This is a genomic window from Terriglobia bacterium (assembly GCA_020073495.1).
Taxonomy (GTDB): domain Bacteria; phylum Acidobacteriota; class Terriglobia; order Terriglobales; family Acidobacteriaceae; genus JAIQFD01.
Genome location: JAIQFD010000002.1, coordinates 273,616 through 299,316, shown reverse-complemented (window position 1 = coordinate 299,316; position 25,701 = coordinate 273,616). Strand labels below are relative to the sequence as shown.

General features: G+C 62.9%; 22 protein-coding genes and 1 other RNA gene. 17 read left to right on the top strand and 6 right to left on the bottom strand.

Translation table 11 applies throughout. The features are described 5' to 3' along the window. Window positions 1-4 precede the first annotated feature (4 nt). The gene (locus LAN37_05125) at window positions 5-1,624 is read right to left on the bottom strand and encodes an activator of (R)-2-hydroxyglutaryl-CoA dehydratase (GenBank protein ID MBZ5646589.1); all 1,620 of its coding nucleotides are present in this window, start codon (window positions 1,622-1,624) and stop codon (window positions 5-7) included. Between the two features lie 641 nt (window positions 1,625-2,265). On the opposite strand from LAN37_05125, the gene LAN37_05120 reads away from it, so the two are divergent. From LAN37_05120 to LAN37_05105, 4 genes are all read left to right on the top strand, one after another. Then, the gene (locus LAN37_05120) at window positions 2,266-2,760 is read left to right on the top strand and encodes a single-stranded DNA-binding protein (protein MBZ5646588.1); all 495 of its coding nucleotides are present in this window, start codon (window positions 2,266-2,268) and stop codon (window positions 2,758-2,760) included. A 62-nt stretch (window positions 2,761-2,822) separates the two neighbouring features. Beyond that, the gene (locus tag LAN37_05115; protein ID MBZ5646587.1) at window positions 2,823-4,073 is read left to right on the top strand and encodes a hypothetical protein; all 1,251 of its coding nucleotides are present in this window, start codon (window positions 2,823-2,825) and stop codon (window positions 4,071-4,073) included. Window positions 4,074-4,130: 57 nt separating this feature from the next. Beyond that, the gene (gene cyaY / locus LAN37_05110; protein MBZ5646586.1) at window positions 4,131-4,463 is read left to right on the top strand and encodes an iron donor protein CyaY; all 333 of its coding nucleotides are present in this window, start codon (window positions 4,131-4,133) and stop codon (window positions 4,461-4,463) included. Continuing rightward, window positions 4,460-5,743, top strand: a complete 1,284-nt coding sequence (locus LAN37_05105; protein ID MBZ5646585.1) for a phospholipid carrier-dependent glycosyltransferase — start codon at window positions 4,460-4,462, stop codon at window positions 5,741-5,743. Before cyaY ends, LAN37_05105 begins: the two co-directional genes overlap by 4 nt. A 47-nt stretch (window positions 5,744-5,790) precedes the next feature. Here LAN37_05105 and LAN37_05100 read toward each other — a convergent pair whose 3' ends face one another. Then, entirely contained in the window at window positions 5,791-6,591 is an 801-nt protein-coding gene (locus LAN37_05100; GenBank protein MBZ5646584.1) for a FecR family protein, read from the bottom strand. Window positions 6,592-6,700: 109 nt separating this feature from the next. Then, window positions 6,701-7,690: a YpdA family putative bacillithiol disulfide reductase gene (locus LAN37_05095; protein ID MBZ5646583.1), complete on the bottom strand. Its 990-nt coding sequence runs from the start codon at window positions 7,688-7,690 to the stop codon at window positions 6,701-6,703. Between the two features lie 250 nt (window positions 7,691-7,940). Here LAN37_05095 and fumC point away from each other — a divergent pair, with 250 nt between their 5' ends. Beyond that, a complete protein-coding gene (gene fumC, locus LAN37_05090) occupies window positions 7,941-9,329 on the top strand; it encodes a class II fumarate hydratase (protein ID MBZ5646582.1) in 1,389 nt (462 codons plus the stop codon). A gap of 97 nt (window positions 9,330-9,426) precedes the next feature. On the opposite strand, the gene LAN37_05085 is transcribed toward fumC, so the two are convergent. The 3 genes from LAN37_05085 to ffs form a co-directional block, all read right to left on the bottom strand. Beyond that, entirely contained in the window at window positions 9,427-10,854 is a 1,428-nt protein-coding gene (locus LAN37_05085; GenBank protein ID MBZ5646581.1) for a beta-lactamase family protein, read from the bottom strand. A gap of 69 nt (window positions 10,855-10,923) precedes the next feature. Next, window positions 10,924-11,922, bottom strand: a complete 999-nt coding sequence (locus tag LAN37_05080) for a ketoacyl-ACP synthase III (protein MBZ5646580.1) — start codon at window positions 11,920-11,922, stop codon at window positions 10,924-10,926. 280 nt (window positions 11,923-12,202) lie between these two features. Continuing rightward, window positions 12,203-12,300: signal recognition particle sRNA small type (gene ffs / locus LAN37_05075), an RNA gene on the bottom strand. Window positions 12,301-12,400: 100 nt separating this feature from the next. Between ffs and LAN37_05070 the strand changes: the two genes are divergently transcribed. From LAN37_05070 to ftsY, 12 genes are all read left to right on the top strand, one after another. Next, window positions 12,401-14,593 (top strand): DUF3488 and transglutaminase-like domain-containing protein, encoded by a 2,193-nt coding sequence (locus LAN37_05070; protein ID MBZ5646579.1) that lies wholly within the window; start codon window positions 12,401-12,403, stop codon window positions 14,591-14,593. Further along, complete coding sequence (locus LAN37_05065) at window positions 14,590-15,432, top strand: hypothetical protein (GenBank protein ID MBZ5646578.1); 843 nt, start codon at window positions 14,590-14,592, stop codon at window positions 15,430-15,432. The genes LAN37_05070 and LAN37_05065 overlap by 4 nt, the downstream gene beginning before the upstream one ends. Window positions 15,433-15,453: 21 nt before the next feature. Then, complete coding sequence (gene rimO / locus LAN37_05060) at window positions 15,454-16,947, top strand: 30S ribosomal protein S12 methylthiotransferase RimO (GenBank protein ID MBZ5646577.1); 1,494 nt, start codon at window positions 15,454-15,456, stop codon at window positions 16,945-16,947. A 22-nt stretch (window positions 16,948-16,969) separates the two neighbouring features. Further along, entirely contained in the window at window positions 16,970-17,233 is a 264-nt protein-coding gene (gene yacG / locus LAN37_05055) for a DNA gyrase inhibitor YacG (GenBank protein ID MBZ5646576.1), read from the top strand. Continuing rightward, window positions 17,214-17,714 carry a phosphatidylglycerophosphatase A gene (locus LAN37_05050; GenBank protein ID MBZ5646575.1) on the top strand — a complete coding sequence of 167 codons (501 nt, stop codon included), beginning with the start codon at window positions 17,214-17,216 and terminating at the stop codon, window positions 17,712-17,714. Before yacG ends, LAN37_05050 begins: the two co-directional genes overlap by 20 nt. A 30-nt stretch (window positions 17,715-17,744) precedes the next feature. Next, a complete protein-coding gene (locus LAN37_05045) occupies window positions 17,745-18,800 on the top strand; it encodes a gluconolaconase (GenBank protein MBZ5646574.1) in 1,056 nt (351 codons plus the stop codon). Window positions 18,801-18,863: 63 nt separating this feature from the next. Then, the gene (locus LAN37_05040) at window positions 18,864-20,108 is read left to right on the top strand and encodes a competence/damage-inducible protein A (GenBank protein ID MBZ5646573.1); all 1,245 of its coding nucleotides are present in this window, start codon (window positions 18,864-18,866) and stop codon (window positions 20,106-20,108) included. Between the two features lie 89 nt (window positions 20,109-20,197). After that, entirely contained in the window at window positions 20,198-20,785 is a 588-nt protein-coding gene (gene thpR / locus LAN37_05035; GenBank protein ID MBZ5646572.1) for an RNA 2',3'-cyclic phosphodiesterase, read from the top strand. A gap of 103 nt (window positions 20,786-20,888) precedes the next feature. Beyond that, window positions 20,889-21,578 (top strand): glycerol-3-phosphate 1-O-acyltransferase PlsY, encoded by a 690-nt coding sequence (plsY, locus tag LAN37_05030; GenBank protein ID MBZ5646571.1) that lies wholly within the window; start codon window positions 20,889-20,891, stop codon window positions 21,576-21,578. After that, window positions 21,575-22,597 (top strand): NAD(P)-dependent glycerol-3-phosphate dehydrogenase, encoded by a 1,023-nt coding sequence (locus LAN37_05025; GenBank protein ID MBZ5646570.1) that lies wholly within the window; start codon window positions 21,575-21,577, stop codon window positions 22,595-22,597. The genes plsY and LAN37_05025 overlap by 4 nt, the downstream gene beginning before the upstream one ends. A gap of 178 nt (window positions 22,598-22,775) precedes the next feature. After that, a complete protein-coding gene (locus tag LAN37_05020) occupies window positions 22,776-24,569 on the top strand; it encodes an HD domain-containing protein (protein ID MBZ5646569.1) in 1,794 nt (597 codons plus the stop codon). Window positions 24,570-24,717: 148 nt separating this feature from the next. Continuing rightward, window positions 24,718-25,665 (top strand): signal recognition particle-docking protein FtsY, encoded by a 948-nt coding sequence (gene ftsY, locus LAN37_05015; protein ID MBZ5646568.1) that lies wholly within the window; start codon window positions 24,718-24,720, stop codon window positions 25,663-25,665. Window positions 25,666-25,701 lie beyond the last annotated feature (36 nt).

Here is a 25,701-nt window from a genome sequence, read left to right as displayed (position 1 = left end):
CTGTCTAGTGCGCTTCGGCGTGGTACGGAACTTGCGCGCCCATCTTCTCGGCCACGTGGATGGCAAAGTTGGCCGCGGTGCCGATCACGCTCTTGTACTTGGGCACGTGATACAGCGCGGTCTCCATCTCCGGATGCTGGGCCACGTAGGCTTTCAGCTCTTCCACTGTCTTGCCGAGCTTCTCGAGCACGTCCTTGAACTCGAGCTTGGCTTTCGCCTTGGCCTCGCCCAGCGCCATCTGCACGCGGCTGTGGGCGTTGATCTCGCCCTCGCCCGAGGTCTCGATGGGGAGGAAGATCATGTCCTTGTAGTGCGCCACCACGGCCGACTGCGCGCCGTCGGACTGCGTGGAAGGCATGCAGCCGAAGGGCTTCAGAGAGAGCACCATGTGGCACAGCTCTTTGTTCGAGTAGTAGATATTCTTCGCCACTTCGAGATGGCCTTCGCCGCCGCCCGCGCGCGAGTTGTAGTAGGGGTGGCCGAGGCGCTGGAGTTCGTACTGGTTCACGAGCCGGTGGGCCGTGCCGCCCAGCGCGTCGATGATCTTGTGGTACTCGCGGGCGAAGATGACCTCGGCGGCCTTCAGTTTCATCAGGCGCTGGCGGTAGCTCCACTCGATCTTTGCCTGCTTGTCGATGCGCCACGCCGGAGGCATGACCGCGCCTTCTTCGAGGCCCTTGGTGTCGCGGATCTTCTGCACCACCTGGTGGATCATGTACATGATCCAGGTGCCGATGGGCTCGACGATGATCTGCGCGCCTTCCTTCTCCAGGAAGTGGAACATGTTGAAGTTGCCGTCGCCTTCGGTGGTCTGCGCCCAGAACTCGCCGGTGATCTTGACGATGGGCTTCACGCGGAAGCGGTCCACCTTGATGGAGTCGTAGCGGCCGCGCACATGCTCCAGCGCGGTGGTGTAGTCGTCGCTGTAGAGCTGGTTGAGGAACTTGCCCAGGTACTCGACGGTGCCCTTCATCGGGACCTTGGAGCCGAGCTTGCCGAGCTGCTTCTCGACCGACCACGGCGACTTCTTCTTCAGCACTTCGTGCATGTAGTCGATGACTTCGTCGAGCATGGCATCGGTGGCGCCGGCTTCCAGCTCGAAGGGCCGGATCTGGTATGCGACTTCGTTGATGATGTCGCCCATGTTCAGCGAGTTGAGCAGGTTGAGGAAGAAGTCGAGGTTCATGCACAGGCCGGCCTCGGCGTCGGACTGATTCAGTCCACCCGACTGCTGGAAGAGCATGACGCGGAAGCCGTCGTAGCCGGAGTTGCGCAGGGCCAGGCGGTACTCGGCCTCGTACATGCCGAAGCGGCAGGGGCCGCAGGCGCCGGCGGTCAGGAAGACGTAGTTGTTGATCAGGTCTTCCCGCTTGATGCCCGACTCTTCCAGCTTCTGGAGGTACTGCACCACGTTGCCGACGGTGAAGTAGGTCGGGTTGCACTGGCCATTGTTGCCGTATTCCTTGCCCAGCTGGAACGCCTTGACGTCCGGCGTGGGTACGACCTCGCAGCGGTAGCCGAGGCCTTCGAGGGCGCCATGGACCAGCTTTTCGTGCTTCCAGGTGAGGCCGCCAAAGAGCAGGGTGGTCTTGTGGCGCTGGTCGGCGGTAAAGCCGCGCTCGATGGGCTTATGGAAGTGATGCACTTCCTTTTGCACCAGCCCGGCTTCTTTTTCGAGGCGCGCGCGCTCTTCTGTCACACGCTGACGGATCATGTCTTCGATGGACTGAATCTGAATCAATCCCTGACTGGGTGCCGGATGCGTCGAAGTGCTCATTTCCTCCACCTTTTGTCCCCTTTTGGGACTGAAATCTGTTGGTTCGACCAGTCGCCCGGTCGCGGCAGTCCTAAGGCGTGGGTCGGACGCCCACACAATCGCCACGGCTCGACTAACGACCGTGGCTGGGGCCCCCACCATCCAACGCGGGCATTTTTTCAGCGGAACCCCTTAATTTCTAATGACTTTGTAGCGAACGGCGGGAATTAGGGGTTCAAACGGCGCGGCAGAACCTTGAGCGGGATTGGAAGTTTCGTTATATCAGTGACTTACGTCGCATGGTGGGGCCGCTGGTGGTGGGAAAGCCGCGGTGACAGTCGATTTCTTGACATGCTGGTGAACTATTCAGCGAACACACAAAAGACCTCACCACAAAGGACAGGAAGGCAGGCAGGGAGGGGTACGAAGGAAAGCCGCCGAGTAGCCGTGCCACGAGGGGAATCAACTGGTATAGTGCTCGCAACTTTACATAGATCGGAGCCGCCCTCATGGCCAAGAGCGTCAATAAGGTCATCCTGATCGGAAACCTGGGGAAGGATCCCGAGGTCAAGTACACGCCCAACGGCACGGCCGTGGCGAAATTCAGCCTGGCCACCAACGAGCGCTACAAAGACAAAGAAGGCAACTGGCAGGACCGCACCGAGTGGCACAACATCACGGCCTGGCAACGCACGGCGGAAATCGCCGGCGAGTACCTGAAGAAGGGACGCACGGTGTACATCGAGGGGCGCCTGCGCACCGACTCCTGGGAAGACAAGAACACCCACGAAAAGAAGTACCGCACCGAGATCGTGGTGGAGAACCTGGTGCTGCTGGGCGGCGGACGGGGCGAAGGCGACGAGGGCGGCGGCGGACGGTCGCGCGGCGCCGGGGCCGGGGCCGCCGCCGGAGCCGCCGCCGGAGCCGGCAACGTGGACCAGCGCCCGCAACACGAAGAGGCTTCGCAAGCCACGGGTATCACGGACGAAGATATTCCGTTCTAAGGTGGACGCAGCGGGCGCCGCGTGAGGCGCACCTCTGCGCTGCTGTGTACGGACATTCCCGCATGAAGAACTTGCAGTTGCGCGCCGGTCGCCTTGTGGCAGGTATCTTGGGTGTCTTGCTCTCCCTGTTCCCAATAGCATTCGCAAATGCTGATCAGTCCGGTCAAACGTTTGCTCACTTAAGGGCTGAGCACCAATACATCCTCGACGAATTGAATACTAAGGGAGACAAGGGGGGCCCAGTCGAGCTAGATGACGACCAAGTCCCAGCACTCCTGAAAAGTGGCTGGAACCTCGCTGGGCAATGGGCTGCTGCGTATCTCGAAAGCCATCCTGCGCCGACGGCTCGTGAATTGAAGACCATATTCGATGGTTTTGCCCCCAAGCCCAAGGGCGTGAAATCCCAATATGGCGACTTCTTCGAGTATCACACCTACTGCTTCGAGGGCAGCGTCACACGTATTGCGCCAGCCGTTTACGTCGCCCAGGCTCACTACTGGATGGACAATGACACTGGGACCTTCTTCGTCGTAGCGCACGATCGAAATGGCAGGTTTCGGGCTCGATGGAACATCAAGGACTTAGCCGAAAAACACTATGCCCAGAGAGACGAGATCGGCCGATGGGTACACCTTACCCGTCGCGCCTACTACAACGGTCCGCTAGATGTTAGAAAGGTCCTGGCACTCTCGCCGGCGTTTAACGGTCATCCGCGGTTCCTCGTGGACGCATTTCAATCAGCGCATGGGGGAACGGCTCTTGCTCAATTGAGCGTTTGGGAATGGAACGGTTTTGAGGCGTTGCCGCTGTTGATCAAGACCTATCACTACACTTGGGACGACGGCACGTTTCGTTTCGACGGAAAGATGCTGCGAATCGGGACCAAAGAGGAAACCCAGTCGTTCTCTTCATGTGGAGGGTGTCCGGAACCGCGCGGGATTTGGACTATCCGGATCACTCCGAAGGATGTACAGGATCTTGGGCACAGATTCCTTCAGCCGGAAATGGAATGGGCAGACGAGTTGCTCTCCAAAATCAGCGCAGGCGCAGACACGGCAGGTCTCGCGCGACCAGACGTGGTTTCAACCATTAAGCGCGTCATGCAGGAAATAAGCAGCGAGAATCAGCAGCCGAACGAATCCGAAAAAGAGGATCGATTCTATTGGGGTATGTTGAACACCTTCCGCTCAATCAAGCCAGGACAACACGGAGTTTTCGAATTGGCGCTGGATGAGGCTCGGCTGCGGTTCACATATGTACTTCGCAACGGCAAGCCGTATTTCACGAAGGTAAGAGTCGACAAAGTAATTTAGGCCGGGGACTTTGGTTGTCCGTAGTTTGGCACTGAGCTGTCTTCTATAATTTGTCCCATGGACGAGCAGGATTTCCGGCGCAAGGCCGATGCAGCCCTGGAGTCGCTGAAGCGCAGCCTGATGGCGGCTGAGGACCAGGCCGACATCGAAGTGGAAGATCAGGCCGGGGCGCTGCACATCTGCTTCGAAGACCCGCCGGCGAAGTTCGTCATCTCGCCGCAGTCGGCGACCGGACAGATATGGATCTCCGCACTCTCCACCAGCTTCAAGCTTGACTGGTCGGATGCGGCCAACGATTTTGTCTTCACCAAGACGGGCGAGCGGCTAAAGGCCCTGATGGCGCGGCTGATCAACGAGCAGCTCGGCGAGCAGGCGGTCACGCTGACTTGAGCGCGTCGCGGCGGGTCATTCTCACCAGCATCGTCCTGTTCGCTGCAACGGAAGCCCTGCTGCTGATCCACATCCAGTACCCCGAGCAAGTGAATTTCGACGAGGTTCACTACGTCAGAGCCGCTCGCGCGTTGCTGGAACGCTCGTCAAACACGAATTATGAACATCCCCCGCTGGGGAAGTACCTCATCGCTGTGGGAATACGCCTGATGGGGGATCGGCCGATCGGTTGGCGCCTGATGCCGACCATTTTCGGCTCGCTCACCCTGGTCGGTATTTACTTGTGGGCACGCCTGATCTTCCGCCGCGAAAGCACCGCGATCTGGGTGGCTCTGCTCACGATGGTGAACGCATTCCTGTTCGTCACCGGGCGTATCGCCATGCTCGACGTGTTCATGTTTGCCTTCACGCTGTTCGGCATGGTCGCCGTGTGCGCGCTGTGGGCCGCACATGATAAGAGACAATCCAACCGCTTGCTCCTGATCGCCGGCCTGATGTTCGGCTTAGGGATGGCCTGCAAGTGGGTGGCGCTGGCGGCGTGGGCGTTCTCGCTGGTTGGGATCGTGTTCGTCCGGATCCTGCAACACGCCGGAAGTACGCTTTTCCGCGCGCGCCGGCCAGACATCGAGGAATGGTACACACCGGAAACTTTTCGCTACGTCGGCTGGGGCTCCCTGGTGGTTTGCCTGGTCGTGCTCCCGGTGATCGTGTACTCGGCAACCTTCGTCCCGCTGCGCTGGGTGCCGGGGCCGAATGCGTCCTGGTCCGGACTGGTGCGCATGCAGCGCGACATCGTGCACGCGCATGCAACGGTGGAGCGGTGGCACCCGTACAGCAGCTTCTGGTGGCAGTGGCCGGCGACGCGGCGCCCGATGTGGTACGCCTACGAGGCCGATCCGGAGGACATCGAGTACGGGCGCGGCGTCATCCTGCTGGGGAATCCGGTGGTGATGTGGGGAGGACTGATCGCGCTGGCGATCTGCCTGTGGCACTGGCTGCGCGACCGCAGCCGCGCCACCTTCTTTGCATTCGCCTGGTGGGCCGCTCTCTACTTTTGTTGGACGTGGGTGCCGCGACACTTGACCTTCTATTACTACTATTACCCGGCCGCCATGACCCTGGGCATTGCCCTCGCGTACGTCTTTCAGCACTGGGGAGAATACCGGTTCGTGCGCTGGGGACAGTGGCTTTTGCTGGTATTAGCGATCGTGACGTTCATCGGCCTGTATCCGTTCCTGGCCGACGTTCGCATGCCAACCCGTGTGATGCCGGTCGGGTAAAGACAAAAGGCACGCCCGCGGGCGTGTCTTTCGTACTCCCGAAACGATTATTTCTTAGCCGCATCGCCGGTCGGAGTGGGAGTCTGGGTCGGCTCGCCGTGGCTTCCGGTCGTACCGACGCCGATGGCCACGCTGACGATCGCGACACCCAGACCGATCAAGAGATTGCGCAGGAAGTGAGAACCGCCCGCCCCGCCCCCGCCGCCTTCGTCGGTGGTGGTGTCAGAAATGCTCCCCTGCTGGATGCCGGGAGGAGTGGGCTGCGGCGTGCCGATCCCGTTTTGGGTGATCTGCACCATCTGTCCGGCCTGCACGATCACCTGCTGGCCAAAACCGGTCACGATCACTGTCCCGCTGTAAACGATCACGGTCGTGACACCGGTCGAGGGGTTGTATTCGATGTCGTAGTCAGTGCCGACGACCCCGGCCACCGCGTTCGGAGTCTTGACCTCGAACTTGCCACCGGGCTTGGTAATCGCGACCACGCGGCTGCGGAGCTTGCCGTAGTTCAGCTCGAGCTGGGTCTGCTGCGAGTTCGCGTCGTGCTGCACGATCTTGAGCTCGCTGTTGGAGCCGACGCTCAAGATGGAGCCGTCGGTCAGACCGATGCGGGCGCGGCCCGAGCGCTCGGTCTTGATGAGATCGTTCCAGTGAACGTCGTCCTTGACCTTGGCCGGGGCGCTGTTGCGCGTGGCAGTGGGGATCAGAGCTGTGATCTGTCCTGCGGACTGCGCGGATCCGCCTGGCGCTCCCTGGGGAACAGCGAAGGTCGAGAGCGGCGACAACAGATAACAGAGAATCAGTGCGAGGGCTTGGTAACAGATGCTGTGTCCGGTCGTCGTTTTCATAGGCCCGCTTTCACACTACCACCCCGATATTCTGCTTTCTAAGAACAGCAGTCGTCAAGTGCTTTCGCGGACAAATCGCCGGGGATGGGTGACTGGAGCCCCTGTCCGGTCAGCCACCCAGTTTCGCGGCCGCGTCCACAGCGATCTGGCGGCCGTGGAAACGGCCATTCTCGATGAAGATCTCGCTCGTCCGGGAGCCTGCGATGACCACACCAGCCAGGTAAATGCCGGGGACATTGCTCTCCAGGGTCTGCGGATCGCACTTGGGCCGGCAGTCGTCGGAGGTGATCTCCACGCCCAGGCTGCGCAGAAAATCAAAATCGGGATGGTAGCCGGTCAGGGCGAAGACGAAGTCGGCCTTTCGCGTGACTTCCCCCTCGGGGGCCTGCACACGCACGCAGTCGGGGCGGATCTCCACCACCTGGCTGCTGAAATAGGCCGTGACCTCCCCGCTCTTGATACGGTTCTCGACATCGGGCTTGATCCAGTACTTGACGCTGGGACTCATGCCGGGGCCGCGATGCACCAGAGTGACCCGGGCGCCGTGGCGCCACAGTTCCAGCGCCGCGATGGCGGCCGAGTTTTTGCCTCCAATCACGATCACGTCGCAGTCATAGTAGGGATGGGGCTCGCGGTAGTAATGGAAAACGTGCGGTAGCTTCTCGCCTGGAATGCCCATCAGATTGGGCAGATCGTAGTACCCGGTGGCCACAACCAGCTTGCGGGCAAGGTACTCGTGGGGGCGGCCATGGCGGTCCACGGTGTGGATGTGGAAGTCGCCGTCGCTGCCGGAGATCCGGCCCACCAGCTGGTACTGGCGAACGTCGAGCCGGTAGTGTTCCGCGACCTTTCGGTAGTATTCGAGCGCTTCCTGGCGCGTGGGCTTCTGGTGCGCCGTGGGAAAAGGGATGTCGCCGATCTCGAGCAGCTCCGGCGTGGTGAAGAAGGTCATGTTGGCCGGGTAGTGAAAAAGCGAATTCACCAGGCAGCCCTTGTCCACGCAGACGGCGCGCAGTCCGGCGCGCTGCGCCTCGATGGCGCAGGCCAGGCCAGTGGGCCCGGCACCGATGACTAAGATGTCGAAAGCGGGGTCAGCCATATGTGTGAAGGATTGGATGATACTCGCGTCTTTCGCGCTTCAGTACACAGTACGCGGTACTCAGTGAATGGCGATCAGCGGGAGCAGCTGTCCAGCACTGCTAGGGGGTGCAGTCCAACCTTTTTCCGTGCCCCGTTGTCCCCACGGTGCGATAATTCTCTGTTTTGATACTCATTCATTCTGAGTGCTGAGTACCGGGTACTGAGTACTCTTCTCATAGGAGCCAGCCATGGCCACTGCAATCGAACCCATGACCAACACACGCGTCGAATCGGACAGCATGGGCACCATCGAGGTGCCGTCGAACGTTTATTGGGGCGCGCAAACGCAGCGATCGCTGCTGCACTTCAACATCGGCCGCGACACGATGCCGCCGGAGCTGATCCGGGCCTTCGGCATCCTGAAAAAAGCCTGTGCCCTGGTCAACCAGGACCTGGGCAAGCTGCCCGCCGACAAGGCCAAGCTGGTCGTGCAGGCGGCCGACGAGGTCATCGCCGGCAAGCTCAACGACCAGTTCCCGCTACGCATCTGGCAGACCGGCAGCGGCACCCAGACCAACATGAACGTGAACGAGGTCATCTCCAACCGCGCCATCGAGCTGGCCGGAGGCGAGATGGGCTCCAAGAAACCGGTGCACCCCAACGACCACGTCAATATGTCGCAGTCGTCGAACGACACCTTCCCCGCCGCCATGCACATCGCCGCGGCGGAGCGGGTGCAGAGGGCGCTGATCCCGGCCATCCAGACGGTGGCGGATGCGATCAAGGACAAGGCGAAGCAATTCAACGACGTGGTCAAGATCGGGCGCACCCACTTGCAGGACGCCGTACCCCTCACCCTGGGACAGGAGTTCGGCGGGTGGGCCAGCCTGCTGGAGCGCGACATCGCGCGCCTGAAGCAGGTGCTCGAGGGCCTCTACGACCTGGCCATCGGCGGCACGGCGGTGGGCACCGGGCTGAATACCCATCCGGAATTCGCCGAGCGCGCGGCGAAGAAGATCGCGGAGCTGACCGGTCTTCCCTTCCGCTCGCATCCCAACAAGTTCGCGGCGCTGTCGGCGCATGACGAAATCGTGTTCGCGCAGGGCGCGCTGGAGACCACCGCGGCATCGTTCATGAAGATCTCGAACGACATCCGCTGGCTGGCCTCGGGCCCGCGCTGCGGGCTGGGCGAGCTCAGCATTCCGGAAAACGAGCCGGGCTCTTCCATCATGCCGGGCAAGGTGAACCCGACGCAGTGTGAGGCGATGACCATGGTCTGCGCGCAGGTGCACGGCGCCACGGCTGCGGTCGGCTTCGCCGGCACGCAGGGCAATTTCGAGCTTAACGTCTTCAAGCCGGTGATGATCTACAACTTCCTGCACTCGGTGACGCTGATCACCGACGCCTGCCACGGCTACGTCGAGTTCATGATCAAAGGCATCGACGTGGACAAGGCCAAGGTGGACTGGTACGTGAAGAACTCGCTCATGCTGGTGACCGCGCTGGCGCCCAAGATCGGATACGATAAGGCGGCGAAAGTGGCACACACGGCGCACGTCGAGCACAGCAGCCTGCGTGAGGCCGCAGTGAAGCTGGGCTACCTGACGGGCGAGGAATTCGACCAACTGGTCAAACCGGAAAAGATGACGCACCCGTAAGGAAGTACTCAGTACCCAGTACCTGGTACTCAGAGCGCGCCCCAGGGGCGCGCTTCTTATGTGCTTCGGCGCCGTCTGTCTCGGCGGTGAAATTTTTCTATTCTGTCGCTGCCATCAGCTGGTACTGCTCGATCTTGCCGTCCGGCATATCTCTTAGCGTGATGCGAACCGTCTTGCCGCCCTTGAACTTGACGGTGTAGGCGCGGAAGCCCATGCCGCCGCGCAAACTGTGCGAGGTCTGCTTGAAATCTTCCGGCGCGCCCAGCGGGCCGAGACTGTCGGCGAAATCCTTGAGCGCCTGGTCGGTGAAATAGCTATTGCAGTTGTCGGTGAACAGCGCCCGATCGATCTGCCCGTGCTGCAAGCCGTCGAAGACCCTGCGAACCAGTTGCAGCCGCTCTTCCATGTTCTTGTCTTGGGTTGGAAAGAGCACGGGGCCGATCTTATTGGCGATCTGACCCGCGGCCGCAGATGCGTCGAGGTTGGTGAGGACGACCACGGCGGCACGATCGTCGGGATAAACCACGTTCTGCGCCACAAAGCCCGATACCTCTCCTCCGTGCGAGAGCATACGGTGGTCTTGCTCCATCCCAACGCGCACACCGAGCGCGTATCGCGTGCCCACGCCATTCTTCAGGCGGACCTCGGTTTCCATCACCCGGTAGGAGGCAGGTTTCAGCAGCTTCTGGTCCATCAGACTGATGTCCCAGCGCGCCAGGTCTGCGGCGGTCATCGCCAATTCGCCGGCTGCGAACATCCAGCCTTTCCCTTCTTTTGGAGCCGGGCGCGGCGGACCCAGCGCATACCTCAAGTACCCGACCGGGTCGGCCGGCGTCTCTTTTGCGATGTGCATGCTGACGGTGCTCTCCATGTGCAGGGGGATGAAGATGCGCTGCTTCAGGAATTCCATCAGCGGCATACCGCCGGCCTTCTCCACGATCAGCCCCGCGATCACGTAGTTGGTGTTGCTGTACTGCCATTTCGTGCCCGGATCGAAGTCGAGGGGGATGCGCGCCCAGTGGTCGAGGATCTCTTGCGCCGTGACCGGCTTCATCATCATCGGCATGACGTAGTCCTGAGGCCAGAAGTCCTGATAGCCCGAGGTCATCGAGAGCAGCTCGCGGATGGTCACTTCCCTGCCGCGCGTAAGCTTGGGCACGAACTTCGAGACCGGATCGTCGAGCGAGAGCTTCCCCTGCTCGGCCAGCATGAGGATGGCGGTCGCGGTGAACTGCTTGCTGATCGAACCGATGCTGTAGCGCATCTCGGGACGCGCCGGCACGGCAGGATCCAGGTTCGCGTTGCCGTATGCCTTGGCATAGTAGATCTGGCCATCCTTGACGATCGCTATCGAAGCGCTGGGCGCACCCGTAGCGGCAAGAGTCTGGGTGGCGATCTCATCGATCTTTTTCTGCAGGTCGTCCGGCAGGCTGGGCTGCGATTGCGCGAACACCGACAAGGCAAACGACAGCAGGAGAAATGGAACGAGCACGTGCGCGGATCGAAGCTTTTGGTTGGTGCGCATAGGATAAGCTCCCGTTGAAAACTGGTGAGTGTAACACTCGACCGTTTCAGAAGGTCGCGCGGATGGTCATCAGTACGCCCAGCGCAGCAAGGTTGCGCCCGCGGTGAAGCCCGCCCCAACGGCGGCCAGCAACACCAGGTCTCCCTTTTTCAATTTCCCGCGATCGCGCGCGGTCTGCATGGCCAGTGGGATGGTGCCGGCGGTGGTGTTGCCGAACTCTTCGATGTTGGTGATGACGCTCTCCGGCCTCAGTCCCAGCCGGTCGCCGGTGGCCCGGATGATGCGCAGGTTGGCCTGGTGAGGGATGAAGCAGTCGATGTCCTTGCCGGAATAGCCGTTGCGCTCCAGCAGCCGCTCGCACATGTCGGCCATCTTGCGCACGGCGTACTTGAACACCGCCTGTCCGTCCTGGTGGACGAAATGCATCTTCTTGTCCACGGTCTCGTGGCTGGAGGGATGAAGACTGCCGCCACCGGGCATGTAGAGCGAGCAGCCGCCCGAGCCATCCACTTCGTGAAGGTAATCGATGATGCCCAGGCCATCGCCGTCCGCGGGCTCGACCAGCACCGCGCCCGCACCGTCGCCGAAGATAACGCATGTGGCACGATCGGTGTAGTCGATGATGGAAGACATCACATCGGCGCCAATCACCAGCACCTTCTTGTGCGAGCCGGAGGCCACGTACTGTGCCCCGCACTGCAGCGCATACACGAACGCGGAGCAGGCGGCGGAGATGTCGAAGCCCCAGGCGCCGGGACAGCCCAGCTTGTGCTGCACCAGGCAGGCCGTGGAGGGGAAGAACATGTCGGGGGTGACCGTGCCGACGATGATATGCTCCACTTCGTTCGGCTCGATGCCGCGCTCTTTGAGGCAGGCCCGCGCCGCCTCGACCGCCAGATCGGACGTTGCCTGGCCATTCTCGACGATATGCCGCTGCCGGATGCCGGTGCGGTCTACGATCCACTGATCGGAGGTCTCGACCATCTTCTCCAGGTCGGCGTTGGTCAGCAGGCGCGGAGGTACGTAGGTCCCGAGTGCCGAGATCTTGGCCCTGATCGGACTAGGCAAGAAAGTTCTCCTTGAATAAACCCCTTATTCTGACGTATCAACGCGGCCAAGTCTATGGGATCGAGTGGCGGGCAAGACGGCGCGCGCCGCAGAGACAAAGAGCCAGGTATCGGGGAGCCCACTGCACATACAAGATGCGTTCTTCCCAGGGCTGCGCGGCGTACGCCGCTTCGCCCTCGCCGCCAGCCCGCGCGCGACAGCGCGGACTGGCGGCTCACCCGGAACGGGTTCTTGCATGTGTTACCGCCGGAATGCGGATGCCGGTAAAGAACAAAAAGCCAGGTATCGGGGAGCCCACTGCACATGCAAGAACCCGTTACCGTTGCTTCCTTCCGGACCTGGCGGGGTTGGCGGGGATGCGTCGCGTAGGACCCGACACCTGACGAAAAGTATTTTATCATCTGGCCATCGGGTGATCGGGCCGAGTAATGTGGGTTTGCGGAAGCCTTGAAACTCGGCCCGATGGCCAGATCGCCAGATGGGGAACTTGTCCATCCTCTCGACCCAGCGTCCCGCGCCGGTCCCGGCGCGCACCGCGGTGGAGCGTTATTTCGAGGTCTCGCTCTACCTGTTGATCGTGACCGGTTTCGCCACGCTGGTCAGCACAGGCAAGCTGGATCTGCTGTCAGCCTTCGTCGTGACCACGGCGCTGCTGTTGCGCGGCCGGCAGTTACTCAAGCACGACACGACGCTGCTCTCCGAGGGCTGGACCAGCCGGCTGACCGTCGCTTACGCGGTCTTCTGGTTCGTGGATTTCTACGTACTCTCCGGCAAGAACTTCATCACCGCGACCGTGCACCTGCTGCTGTTCGCCACCGTGGTGAGGATGTTCTCGGTGCAGCGCCATCGCGACCACCTGTACCTGATCGTGCTGTCGTTCGGCGCGGTGCTGGCCTCGGCGCTGTGGACAGTGGACACCATCTTCCTGGCCATCTTCTCCGTTTTCCTGCTGCTCGCCGTAGCCACCTTTATCAGTATGGAGATGAAGCTGTCGGCGGAAGGGGCGCAGAGCCGCGCGCGGGAGGCAGGCGCGGTGCGGCGCATGGGGGTCTCGCTCTCGGGGACGGCGGTCGCGCTGGTGGCGGCCATCTTCGCCGGAGGATCCGTGCTGTTCTTCATCCTGCCCCGCTGGCAGGCGCGCTATCTGAGTTCCTTCGCGCCGCGCAACGAGCTGGTCACCGGCTTCAGCGATGACGTGAAGCTCGGCGACATCGGTGAGATCAAGCGCTCCAGCCAGGTGGTGATGCACATCCAGATCGACGGCGACACGCAAGGCGCCTTCGACCTGAAGTGGCGGGGGGTAGCGCTGGGCATCTTCGATGGGACGCGCTGGAGCAACCCGCCGCAACAGCGCGTGCTCCATCTCTCCAGCGAGGGAGGTTTCGACCTGACCCGGTCCGACGCCACCGCCGCCGGCATCGCGGCCCCGCCGCGGTGGCGGCGCTTTGTGCGCTACCGCGTGCTCATGGAGCCCATAGGGACCAACGTCTTCTTCGTCGCCGCCAAGCCGCAACTGCTGTACGGGCCGTACCGGGAGATAGCGACCGACGACGCCGGGTCCATCTACAACTCCGACCGCGACCGGATGGTAAGCGCGTACCGCGCCGTCTCCAACATCTACGAGCCCGACCCTGCGACCCTGCGCCCCTCAAGCCGGGATGTGCCGCCGCAGGTGGCGCTGAACTATTTGCAGCTCCCGTCGGTCGATCCCCGGGTGCGGAAGCTGGCGGCGGAGATCACCGCCGGGGCCAAGAACGAGTTCGACAAAGCCGCGGCCATCGAGGAATACCTGCGGAGCAAGTACGGGTACACGCTGGTGCTGCCGCGCCAGCTGGCCAAGGACCCGATCGCGGATTTCCTTCTGGTGCGCAAAGAGGGACACTGCGAGTACTTCGCATCCGCGATGGCGGTGATGCTGCGCAGTCAAGGCATCCCGGCGCGCCTGGTGAACGGCTTTCGCACCGGCGAATTCAACGGCATCACCGGGAGCTACATCATCCGCGCCAGCGACGCCCACACCTGGGTGGAAGTCTTCTTCCCCGGAATCGGCTGGGTGAGTTTCGACCCGACACCTCCCGACCCCAAGCAGATGCCCACCTCCTGGTCGCGCTTCCTGCTGTATCTGGACGCGGCGCGCGAGTTCTGGCGCGAGTGGATCATCAACTACGACTTCCAGCATCAGGCGACGGTCTCGAACACGGTGATCTCGCGCGGGCGCCTGGGGTTCGATCGCGCGCGGCTGTGGGTGCGGAAACACTACGAACAACTGATCGAGCGGGCGCGGCACACGACGGAGAACGTCAGCGCGCAACCGAGCCGGTACGGAGCACGGCTGGTCGGGGCGGTGGTGCTGCTTCTGCTGTTGGTAAATGCGGGCAGGCTGTGGCGCGGATGGCGCGACCGCCGCCTCGCCCTGCGCCCGGAGCGCGCGCCTCAAGCCGCAGCCAGCATCTGGTACGGACGCATGACCCGGCGCGTGGCGCGCCGAGGATGGCGAAAGCTGGTGACACAGACGCCCGCCGAGTTCACTCTGACCATCGAGGACCCAGCGCTGCGCCGCGCGGTGGAGGAATTCACGCGCCGCTACGAGCGCGCCCGCTTCGGCGACTCGCCGGAGGACGCCCGCGCGCTGCCTTTACTCTTCGAGGCGATCTCCGGCCTGCCACGATGAGCCTTTCCCCTGCCCTCGCACTCCGCCGGGAGATCTCCGAGCGCAACCGACGGTATGCCGCTGCCCACCACTACATCTTCGTCGAAAGCTATGGCGAGGCGCCGGTGATCGTGTACGAGGCTGACGACGAACGCCGCCTGCACGGGAACTTCCTCGACGCGGCGTATCGTGCCATCCTGGGTGATGCCGCGTGGCGCAAGCGGCTGGCGAAGGCACACACGCACCGCAAGTCCTTGCCGCACATGTTCGGCGGTAAACGGAAGGAACTGGATAGCTGCATGAGCTCCGACGCGCTGCTGATGAATGTGTTCTGCTATCCGCGGACGTTTGCGGATGGGCGCGTATGCCGGCGGCTGGGCGTGGCGCCGGACGTGCGCCCACAATTCGGCTTCAAGGCCCGCGTGCCCCTTGCCAATGGCCGCTCCGACCGCACCGAAGTGGACATGCTCCTGGGCGACCTGCTGATTGAATCGAAGCTGACGGAGAATGACTTCCAGCAGAAAGCTAAAGCAGTGGTTGAAGCTTATCGCGATTTCCCGGAGGTCTTCGACCGGCGCGCGCTGCCGCAGTCGCGCGAGCAATATCTCTCGTATCAGCTGATCCGAAACGTGTTGGCGGCGCAGGCGCTGGGGATGTCGTTCTGCGTCCTGCTCGACGCGCGCCGCCCCGACTTGCGCGAAGAGTGGCATGCGGTGATGCGAGCGGTGCGCCCGGTGGATCTGCGGCTCCGGTGCAAGACACTGACCTGGCAGGAGCTGGCGTCCGACCTTCCAGCCCGTCTGCGTCGCTTCCTGGCAGAAAAATACGGCATCGAGGCGGCGTCCAGCGCACCGGCGTAGTTGGTAGAATAAGAAGATTGCATGCCTGAAAACACCCTGACAGTGGAGGCGCCCGCGCAGTCCAGCGCGGCCGTGTCGCCCAGGAAGAAGATTGGCTTCGTGAGCCTGGGCTGCCCCAAGAACCTGGTGGACAGCGAGGTCATGATGGGCCTGCTGGCGTCTGCGGGGGCGGAGATCACGCCGCGCGCAGAGGAAGCCGACGTCATCGTGGTCAACACCTGCTCCTTCATCGAGACGGCCAAGCAGGAGTCGGTGGACGCCATCCTGGAGATGGCACAGCACAAGCTCTCGGGCCGGGCGCAGAAGCTGATCGTGGCCGGATGCCTGGTCGAGCGCTATCGCAACGAGATCCAGAAGAACATCCCGGAAGTGGACGCGGTCGTCGGTACGGGAGGGCTGGAGCAGATCCTGGATGCGGCGGGCATTGCCCGTGTGGGACAGCCGCCCTCGGCTGTCTTCCAGGGCCCGTTCATGATCTTGCAGTCGCGCTCGGAAGGAGACGCTCGCGAGCAAGCTGGCCGTTTCTCGCGGGAGTCGTGGGACGGGGCCATCGCCGACCTGCCCAACTACCTCTACGACGAGAACACGCCGCGCATGCTGGCCACGCCGAAGCATTCGGCGTACATCAAGATCGCCGAGGGGTGCGATCATCCCTGCTCGTTCTGCATCATTCCGCAACTGCGCGGCAAGTTCCGCTCGCGGCGCTTCGAGTCGGTGGTCGCCGAGGCCGAACGCCTGGTGCGCGACGGGGTGCGCGAGATCACGCTCATCGGCCAGGACACCACCTGCTACGGCGAAGATTTCGAGCTGAAGGACGGCCTGGCGCTGCTGCTGGCTAAGCTGGCGGGGATCGAAGGACTGCGCTGGATCCGCTTCCTGTACGCCTATCCGAACAAGATCACGGGGCGGCTGCTGGAGACCATCGCCGCACACGAAACGATCTGCTCCTACATCGACGTGCCCTTGCAGCACGCCTCGCCAGGGGTGCTGAAGCGCATGAAGCGGGGAGCGGGCGCCGACATCTTCCTGCGCTCCATCGACAAGATGCGGCGGACAATCCCCAGCCTGACGCTGCGCACGTCGTTCATCGTCGGTTTTCCGGGCGAGACGAAGCGCGACTTCGAGCAACTGTGCGATTTCGTGCGCGAGGCGCAGTTCGACTGGCTCGGCGTTTTCGGCTACTCCGACGAGGATGGCGCAACGGCCCACGGTCTCGACAAGAAGGTGGCGCGCGCGGAGATCGAGCGGCGGCGGCGCAAGTTGATGTCCATCCAGAAGCAGATCAGCCGCAGAAAAAAGCGCGGGCTGGTCGGGCGCGAGTTCGAGCTGCTGCTGGAAGGGCCATCCAGCGAGACCGAGCTGCTCTGGGAAGGGCGCACCGAGATGCACGCACCCGAGATCGACGGCACGGTTTTTGTCAGTGACCCCGGAGATAACGAACTGGTCGCCGGTCGGTTCTATCGTTGCGAGATCACCGAAGCGCACGACTACGACCTGGTCGCGCGCCTGTTGTAGTCGCCAGTCGCTAGCGGGAGCCATGCCAAGAAGGCGAGTACGCAGCCTGCGTTGCCCGACCTGCCGCAAGCTGGTCCTGCGGAAGGATCCGGAGTTCCCTTTCTGCTGCGAGCGCTGCCGGCTGATCGATCTGGGCAAGTGGGCGAGCGGGGCGTACGTGATCTCGCGCCCCATCACCGATCCGGAGGCGATCGGCGACGCCGAGATCCGGCAAGCCCAATTCGAGCAGGATCGCAGCCGAACCGAAGGTCATTCCAAGGAGACCCATGAGCGACGCCGCTCCTGAAGCCGCGCCCAAGCGCACGCACTGGGCGTGGGTGGTGGGGACGTTCTTCGGCATCGGCCACCTTCGCCCCGGCCCGGGCACGTGGGCTTCGGCGGCGACCATGGTCCTGTGGTATTTCGCCGCCCGGCAGATCCCCCAGGGATTTCAAATCCCTGCGGCGTTGGCGGCCGCGATCGCTGTGACCGCCGTCGGGATCCCCGCCGCCACCGTGGTGGAGCGCGAAAGCGGGCGCCATGATCCTTCGTTCGTCGTCATCGACGAGGTTGCCGGCCAGATGCTCGCGCTGGTGGCGGCGCCGCTCCGTTGGAAATCTCTGATTGCGGGCTTTATACTTTTCCGTGTCTTCGACATTGTGAAGCCACCGCCGGTGCGCCGCCTGGAACGATTGCCGGGAGGCGTCGGCATCATGCTCGACGATGTCGGAGCCGGGCTTTACGCTCTCATCGTGGTCCAGGTGCTGTTGCGACTGGGCCTGCTTTAACCGCGGACGGGAACGCCGCATCCAAAACACATGGGCATTTCGGATCGCCTGCTCGGCAAGAAGAACGTGAACGGCAAGCCGCACATCGAAGCGGTGGTCCCGGGGTTCGCCCTGCCCGGAGGGGAATTCCGCGTCGTGGGCAGCGGTCTCAAACCGCCGGACCTTCACCGCCCGCGGGTGAAGATCGGCGAGTTGGAGGCGCCCATCGTCATCAGCTCGGACGATTTTCTGATCGCGCGCGTGCCGGAGACGGCCGTTTCCGGCGCCGTAGTGGTTTCGACCAATGGCTCCTCCAGCAATCCGTCGAACCTCGGGGTGGCGGTCACTATCGCCGAGAGCCTGCACCCGGTGGCCAATCCTGCGCTCGACGCAGAGGGCAACATCTACGTCACTTTCTCCGGCTCGCGCGGACAGAAGGTGCCTGTTTCCATCTACAAGATCGACACCAACTACCTGGTGAAGCCGTTCCTCTCCGAGATGATGAACGCCACCGCCATCGCCTTCGACCGCGAAGGGCAGATGTACGTTTCGTCGCGCTACGACGGGACGGTGTACCGGGTAGCGCCGAACGGGACGATGTCGTCCTACGCCGAGGGCATGGGCATCGCGACCGGCATCGCCTTCGACCGCGAGCAGAACCTGTACGTGGGCGACCGCACGGGCACCATCTGGCGCATCGCGCGCGACCGGCAGATCTTCGTCTTCGCCACGCTGGAGCCGAGCATCTCCGCCTACCACCTGGCGTTCAGCCCGAGCGGCGACCTGTTCGTGGCCGGGCCCACGACTTCAAGCTTCGATGTCGTGTACAAAGTCGACCCCCACGGGAGCGCGAGCGTCTTCTACCGCGGCCTCGGACGTCCACAGGGCATCGCTTTCGACGCGGAAGGCAACCTGTATGTCGCGGCCTCTCTCGGCGGCAAGCGCGGCATCGTGAGGCTCACGCCCGATGCCCAGGCCAGCACCGTGGTCTCCGGACACAGCCTGGTCGGCCTCGCCTTCGCCCCAGGCCGCTCCGCCATCCTCGCCACCACCAACGCGGTGCACCACCTGACCTGGAATATCCAGGGGAAGTCGCTGCTCGACTAGCATGCAGCGGCCGGATCTCAGCCGACTCTCAGGGGCTGAGTGCTGAATGCTATCCTTTCCCATGTGATCGCCGAGATCGTTGCCATCGGGTCGGAACTTCTCACGCCGTACCGCCAGGATACGAACTCCCTTTATTTGACCGAGAAGTTGAACGCGCTGGGGATCCAGGTCGCCTTCAAGACCGTGGTGGGCGACAGCCGCGAGCATCTCACCGCCGTGGCGCGCATCGCCATGCAACGGGCGGACGTCGTCATCTTTATGGGCGGGCTGGGACCGACCGAAGACGATCTGACGCGCGAAGCCGTCGCCGACGCGCTGGGAATCGAATTGAAGCGCGACCCCGAGATCGTCACCGAACTCTACAAGCGCTTCGCCGCCCGGCGCATAAAGATGCCGGACAACAACCTGCAGCAGGCGGACGTGCTGCCCGGCGCGTTCGTGCTGCCCAACCCGCGCGGAAGCGCCCCCGGACAGTGGCTGGAACGTTCCGTCGAAGGGCGTAACCGCATCCTTCTGCTGCTGCCGGGTCCCCCGTGGGAACTGAAACCGATGTTCGACGAACAGTGCTTCGAGCGACTGAAGGCAAACCTTCCGCCCGCATTCCTCGGCAAACGCGAGCTGAAGATCGCCATGATGGGCGAATCGGAGTGCGACCGCCGCGCCTCCGCCATCTACAAGAAGTACGACGACGTGCGAACCACGATCCTGGCGGATGTGGGCGAGTGCCAGCTCCACCTGGTCTGCCGGGCCGACGCCATGGAAACGGCGCAGGCGCGCGTGGACGAGCTGGCGGGAGAACTCGAGGACGAGTTCGACGAGTTCGTCTTCGCCACCCACGGCGAGACGCTGGAGCAGATCGTCGGCTACTACCTCGACATGCGGGGCGCCACCATCGCCGTCGCCGAATCGTGCACGGGCGGCATGCTGGCCACGCGCCTGACCTCGGTCAGCGGCAGCTCGCGTTACTTCCTGGGCGGCGCGATCGTGTATTCCAACGATCTTAAGAAGATCTTTGCCGATGTCCCTCCGCTGCTCATCAAGGAGAAAGGGGCGGTGAGCAAGGAAGTGGCGATCGCGCTTGCCGAAGGCATCCGGAAGAAGTGCAAGGCGACCTTCGGTGTCGGCGTGACGGGGATCGCGGGCCCGGGCGGCGCCTCGGAATCGAAACCGGTCGGGCTGGTGTACGTCGCCCTCGCCGATGGGAGCAGAACCGACGTGGTGGAGCGGCATTTTCCCGGCGACCGCGAGCGCATCCGGCGCTGGGCCACGCAGCAGGCGCTGGACCTGGTACGACGAAAGTTGATGTAGGCGATTTGTGATTTGTAATTTGCGATTTGTAAAGTAACGGTCACCCGTCGCGACGTCAGACTTTGCAAATTACAAATTGCAAATCACACATGCGTTTATTCGTCGCTCTCGACATCCCGGATGAGATCCGGAACAAGATCCGCACCTTAATGGAAGGCGTGCGTGGCTTCGCGCCCGACGTGCGCTGGGTGGCGGCGGAATCGCTGCACGTCACGCTGAAGTTCATCGGCGAGCAGCCCGACGACAAGCTGGCGGCGATCAAGGAAGCCCTGTCTGGAGTCGCAGGCGATAGGATGGACGTAAGCTTCCGCAGCACCGGCTTCTTCCCCACGGCAAAGTCTGCACGCGTGTTCTGGATCGGGATCGAGGCCGACGAGCGTCTGGCCCGGCTTGCGGGTGCAGTGGATGCGGCGCTGGAACCGCTGGGCATCGAGCGCGAGCGGAGAGCGTTCTCGCCTCACCTCACCCTGGCCCGCGCGGGCTCGGGGCGTCCCCAACGCATGAAGGAAGACCGCGCGAACCCCACTTTCCGGCGCTTGCAGGAGCGATTGGCGCAGATGCCCGCACCCGAGTTCGGTACAATGACCGCGCGCGAATTCTCTTTGTACTTGAGCACGCTGTCGCCGAAAGGTGCGCAGTACTCGAAGCTGGAGCGGTTTGTGCTACGGAGCAGTTAGCACTTGGCAGTTTGCTTTCGGCACATCAATCTGCGTGTCAGGGTACGGCTTTAGCCGTGCCGATTCGGATGCAATGAGAAAAGGCGGCTTTAGCCGCTGGGGAATGCTGAGTACCTACGCCATCATCGCTGTTGTTTCTTATCTGCTCGGTTCGATTCCGTTCGGCTACATCCTCATGCGCGTCTTCCGTGGCGAGGACGTGCGGGCGTCCGGTAGCGGCAATATCGGAGCGACCAACGTTGCACGCAAAGCCCCCGGCTTGGGAATTGCGACACTGCTGCTGGATGCCGCAAAGGGTTTCGCGGCAGTCATCGTTGCGTATGGGTTCTTTCGACATGAATTGCTCGGGTGGGCACAGCTGTTAGCGGATACCCAAATGTATGATCCAGTCGGCCCGCCATTCCCGCCCGCCCCATACCTAGCCGGATCGATAGCAGCGATTTGTGCGATTCTAGGTCACATGTTTCCTGTGTGGTTAAGATTTCGCGGAGGAAAGGGTGTCGCCACAGGCGTCGGTGCCTTCTTAGCTCTCGCCCCAAATGCAATCGGAGCCGTGTTGCTCATCTTCATTGCGGTGGTGATTGCCTCGCGGTATGTCTCTCTCGGTTCAATCGCTGCAGCGGCGGCGTTTCCTCTGTTTGCTTACATACTGAATCGCAAGGAGTACCCACCACCAGTTCTGCTCCTCATGGCGCTGGCTTCCGCTCTCATCATCCTCAAGCACCACCAGAACATCCGGCGCCTGCTCGCCGGAACCGAGAACCGCCTCGAGCTCAAGAGGACACGCGCATGAACATCGCGGTCATCGGCGCCGGCGCCTGGGGTACCGCGATCTGCATTGCTCTCGGCCGAAAGGGCGGCCACCGCGTCCGCCTGTGGGCCTACGAGAAGGAAGTCTGCGAGTCCATCAACACGCACCATCTCAATGAGTTGTTCCTCGCCGGACTTCCTGTCCCGGCGAGCGTCACAGCGACCAACGACTTCGCGCAGGCGCTGGACGGCGCGCAGATCGTGGTCAGCGTGATGCCCTCGCACCACACCCGCCGACTCTTCCAGCAGATGAAGCCGCACCTGCGGCCGGAGATGCTTTACGTCAGCGCCACCAAGGGCATCGAGAACGAATCCCTGCTGCGCATGACCCAGGTCATCGCCCAGGTCCTGGACGAGAAGTTTCCCTTGCGCATCGGGGCGCTGAGCGGGCCGTCGTTCGCCAGGGAAGTGGCCAAGGGCGACCCGACTGCGGTCGCCATCGCCTCCAACGACCACGGGCTGGCCTGCACCGTGCAGAGAGAGTTCAGCGACCCGTCATTCCGCGTGTACACCAACGACGACGTGGTCGGGGTCGAGATGGGCGGCGCCTTGAAGAACGTGATCGCCATCGCTGCCGGCGTCTGCGACGGCATGGGGCTGGGTCACAACACGGTCGCCGCGCTGATCACGCGCGGGCTGGCGGAGATCACGCGCCTCACCGTCGCCTGCGGAGGCCAGCCCCTGACCATGTCCGGGCTGGCCGGCATGGGCGACCTGGTGCTCACCTGCACTGGCGGCCTATCGCGCAACCGCAGCGTCGGCGTGGAGTTGGGCAAGGGCCGCAAGCTCGACGACATTATCGCCGGCATGCGTGGCATGGTGGCGGAGGGAGTGTTGACGACCAATGCCGCCGTGGGACTCGCCGCCAAAATGAAAGTGGAGATGCCGATCTCACAGCAGATGCACGCCATCCTGCACCAGGGCAAGCCGGCGCGCGACGCCATCCGCGAGCTGATGACCCGCCCCGCCACCGGCGAACTCAACTTCCAGACCTCCGCCTAGTTTCCCAAAACGGCATCCAGGGTCTTCAAATTCCCTGCATCCCGCGCCGCCCGCTCGCATCTGCTCCTGAGGCCTCCCTCAGCCTTGCAGGTCAATACTTTAGTAACCCGGCGGGCGTGAATTTTGCGCTAAGGCCGAAGAGATTCGCGGTACAATCCGTCGCAATTCATCCGTCATTATGCCCAGACGTATACCCATCCTTCATCTGATTCTGGCCGTGCTGGTGCTGATCAGCGTGGTTCCGCTGTACTTCTATGCGGACAAGGTGGTGGCCACCAACCGCGATCGCCTGAAGACCAACGAGATGCTCTCGCAGAACACGGTGACGCGCTCGATGAGCGATCAGATCGAGCTGCGGCAGATGTCGCGCCATGCCATGCTGGCGAATTTTTCGTCGGCGGTGGAGATTGCCAGCGGCGGCAACATCACCGGCGACCACGTGGCCACGCCTGAGCTGCGCGCCCTGCTGGAGCGCTTCGTGACTTCCAGCGGCGACATCGCCTACGCCACCCTGCTGAACGAGGATGCCAAGGGCATCTCCGCCGGGCGGATGGCTCCCGACGTTTTCATGCAGCGCGAGCTGGAACGCGCCTTTGCCGCTGCCCGCGACAGCCGCGACTATACCGGCCAGCCCCTGGCTGTGAGCACCGGCAAGGAGTCCAGGACGGTCATGCTGGTCAGCGCGCCACTGAAGGTGGATACGCGCTTCCTGGGGATGATCGGCGCGGTGGTGGACCTCGAGTTTGTCATCAAGCGGCTGCGGGAAGCCGACCAGGGCGGCCTGTTCACCTACGTGGTGGACCATCAGGGACGCCTGGTGGCCGCCGCCGACCCGTCTTATGCCACCGGCCAGGACATGACCAGGTTCGAGATCGTGAAGAACTTCGCCGAACAGGGTGGCAAGGCGCAGTTCGCGGCCACCCGCGAGTTCAACGTCATGGAGGGCAAGGAAGAGGTGCCCATGCTGGGCACCTACAGCCCGGCGCAGACCCTGGGTTGGGCCGTGGTGGCACAGAAAAAGCAGAAAGACGCCTACCAGGGCGTCTTCGAGATGCAGCGCTCAGCGCGACTGTGGGCGATCTTCGCGGTGCTGATGAGCATCGTCATCTCCTTCCTGGCGGCGCGTTCCATCACCCGCCCGCTCGACATCCTGACCGAGTCGAGCCAGGCCATCGCCAAGGGCGATTTCTCCAGGCGCGTCCACCTCAAGAGCCGGACGGAGTTCGGTGAGCTGGCGGATACTTTCAATTCCATGTCCTCGGACCTGGAGCGCTTCGTGCAGGACCTCAAGCGCGCCGCCGAGGAGAACCGCGAGCTGTTCATGGGCTCCATCCAGATGCTCGCGGGCGCGGTCGACGAAAAGGACCCGTACACGCGCGGCCACTCCGACCGCGTTACCAAGTACTCCGTGCTGCTGGCCAAGGAACTCGGGCTGGAGCCGCACGAAGTCGAGAAGATCCAGATCTCGGCGCAACTCCACGACGTGGGCAAGATCGGCATCGAGGACCGCATCCTCAAGAAGCCGGGTGCGCTCACGCCGGAAGAGTTCGAGGTCATGAAGACCCACACCACCAAGGGCGCCACCATCCTGCGCCCGGTCACGATGCTGAAGGACATGATCCCGGGCATCGAGCTGCACCACGAGTCGCTGGACGGGCGGGGCTATCCCTATGGACTGAAGGGCGACCAGATCCCGCTGGTGGCGCGCATCATCACCGTGGCCGACACCTTCGACGCCATGACCACCAACCGTCCCTACCAGGCGGCGATGGACCCCGAGTACGTGGTGCGCATCATCAACTCGCTGGCCGCCACCAAGTTTGATCCCAAAGTAGTGGGGGCTCTGACCGCGGTGTTCGAGCGTGGCGACCTGAAGATCCGCCGTGCAGCTACGGTCCAGCCGGAAGCTGCGCCTGCCGTAGCTGGCGCCGGCGGCGCCGCTCCTCAGCCCGTGCAAGTCGCAAAGTCCTGAGAACTTAACCGCAGAGATCGCCGAGACCGCAGAGGGATTGAAAGCCTTTGCGGTTTTTCTCTGCGTGCTCTGCGATCTCCGCAGTTCAATCTTTTCGTCGCGCACCTCCGTATAATTGACTGTTTCGCTGAGGAACCGGGACGCACTCATGATCCAGACCCTTTTCGGAAGCATCGAGCAGGAGCCCAGTTTCTTCGACCGCATGAAGCAGGCGGTCACGAAGACGCGCGAGAGCCTGGCCGAACGCATCGAGGATATCGTCTCCATCGGCAAGGAGATCGACCGCGACACGCTCGACGACCTGGAGGCCACGCTCATCGCCGCCGACCTCGGAACCACCACCACGCACGAGATCCTGGAGAAGCTGCGCGACAAGGCCGACCGCCGGCAGATCAAGGACATCAACGAACTGAAGCGGCTGCTGAAGGAAGAGATCGCGGGCATCCTGACGGCGGCGGAGAAGCCGGTGCGGACAGTAGAAACGCCGCCCGAAGTGATCCTGGTGGTGGGCGTCAACGGCACGGGCAAGACCACCACCATCGGCAAGCTGGCGCAGACGCTTCGCGCCCAGGGCAAGACGGTCCTCCTGTGCGCCGCCGACACCTTCCGCGCCGCCGCCATCGAGCAGCTCGAGATCTGGGGCCAGCGCACCGGAACCGAGGTCATCAAGACCAAGCCGGGCGGCGATCCTGCGGCGGTGCTCTACGACGCCGTGCAGGCAGCGAAGTCGCGCCACACGGACTACGTCATCGTGGACACTGCGGGGCGCCTGCACACCAAGTCGAACCTGATGGCCGAGCTGGACAAGATGCGGCGCGCCGCCGGCAAATTGGTGCCGAGTGCGCCCCACGAGACGCTGCTGGTGATGGACGCGACCACGGGGCAGAACGGATTGCAGCAGGCACGTTTGTTCACGCAATCCGCGGGCGTGACCGGCATCGTGCTTACCAAACTGGACGGTACGGCGAAGGGCGGCGTGGTGGTCGCGATCTCGCGCGAGCTCGGATTGCCGGTGCGGTATGTCGGAGTCGGTGAGAAAGCCACCGACCTGCTGCCGTTCAAAGCCGAGGATTTTGTGGAATCTTTATTCGCGTAGCGATAGATGAGAGTCCCACAATTCCGCCGATTGATC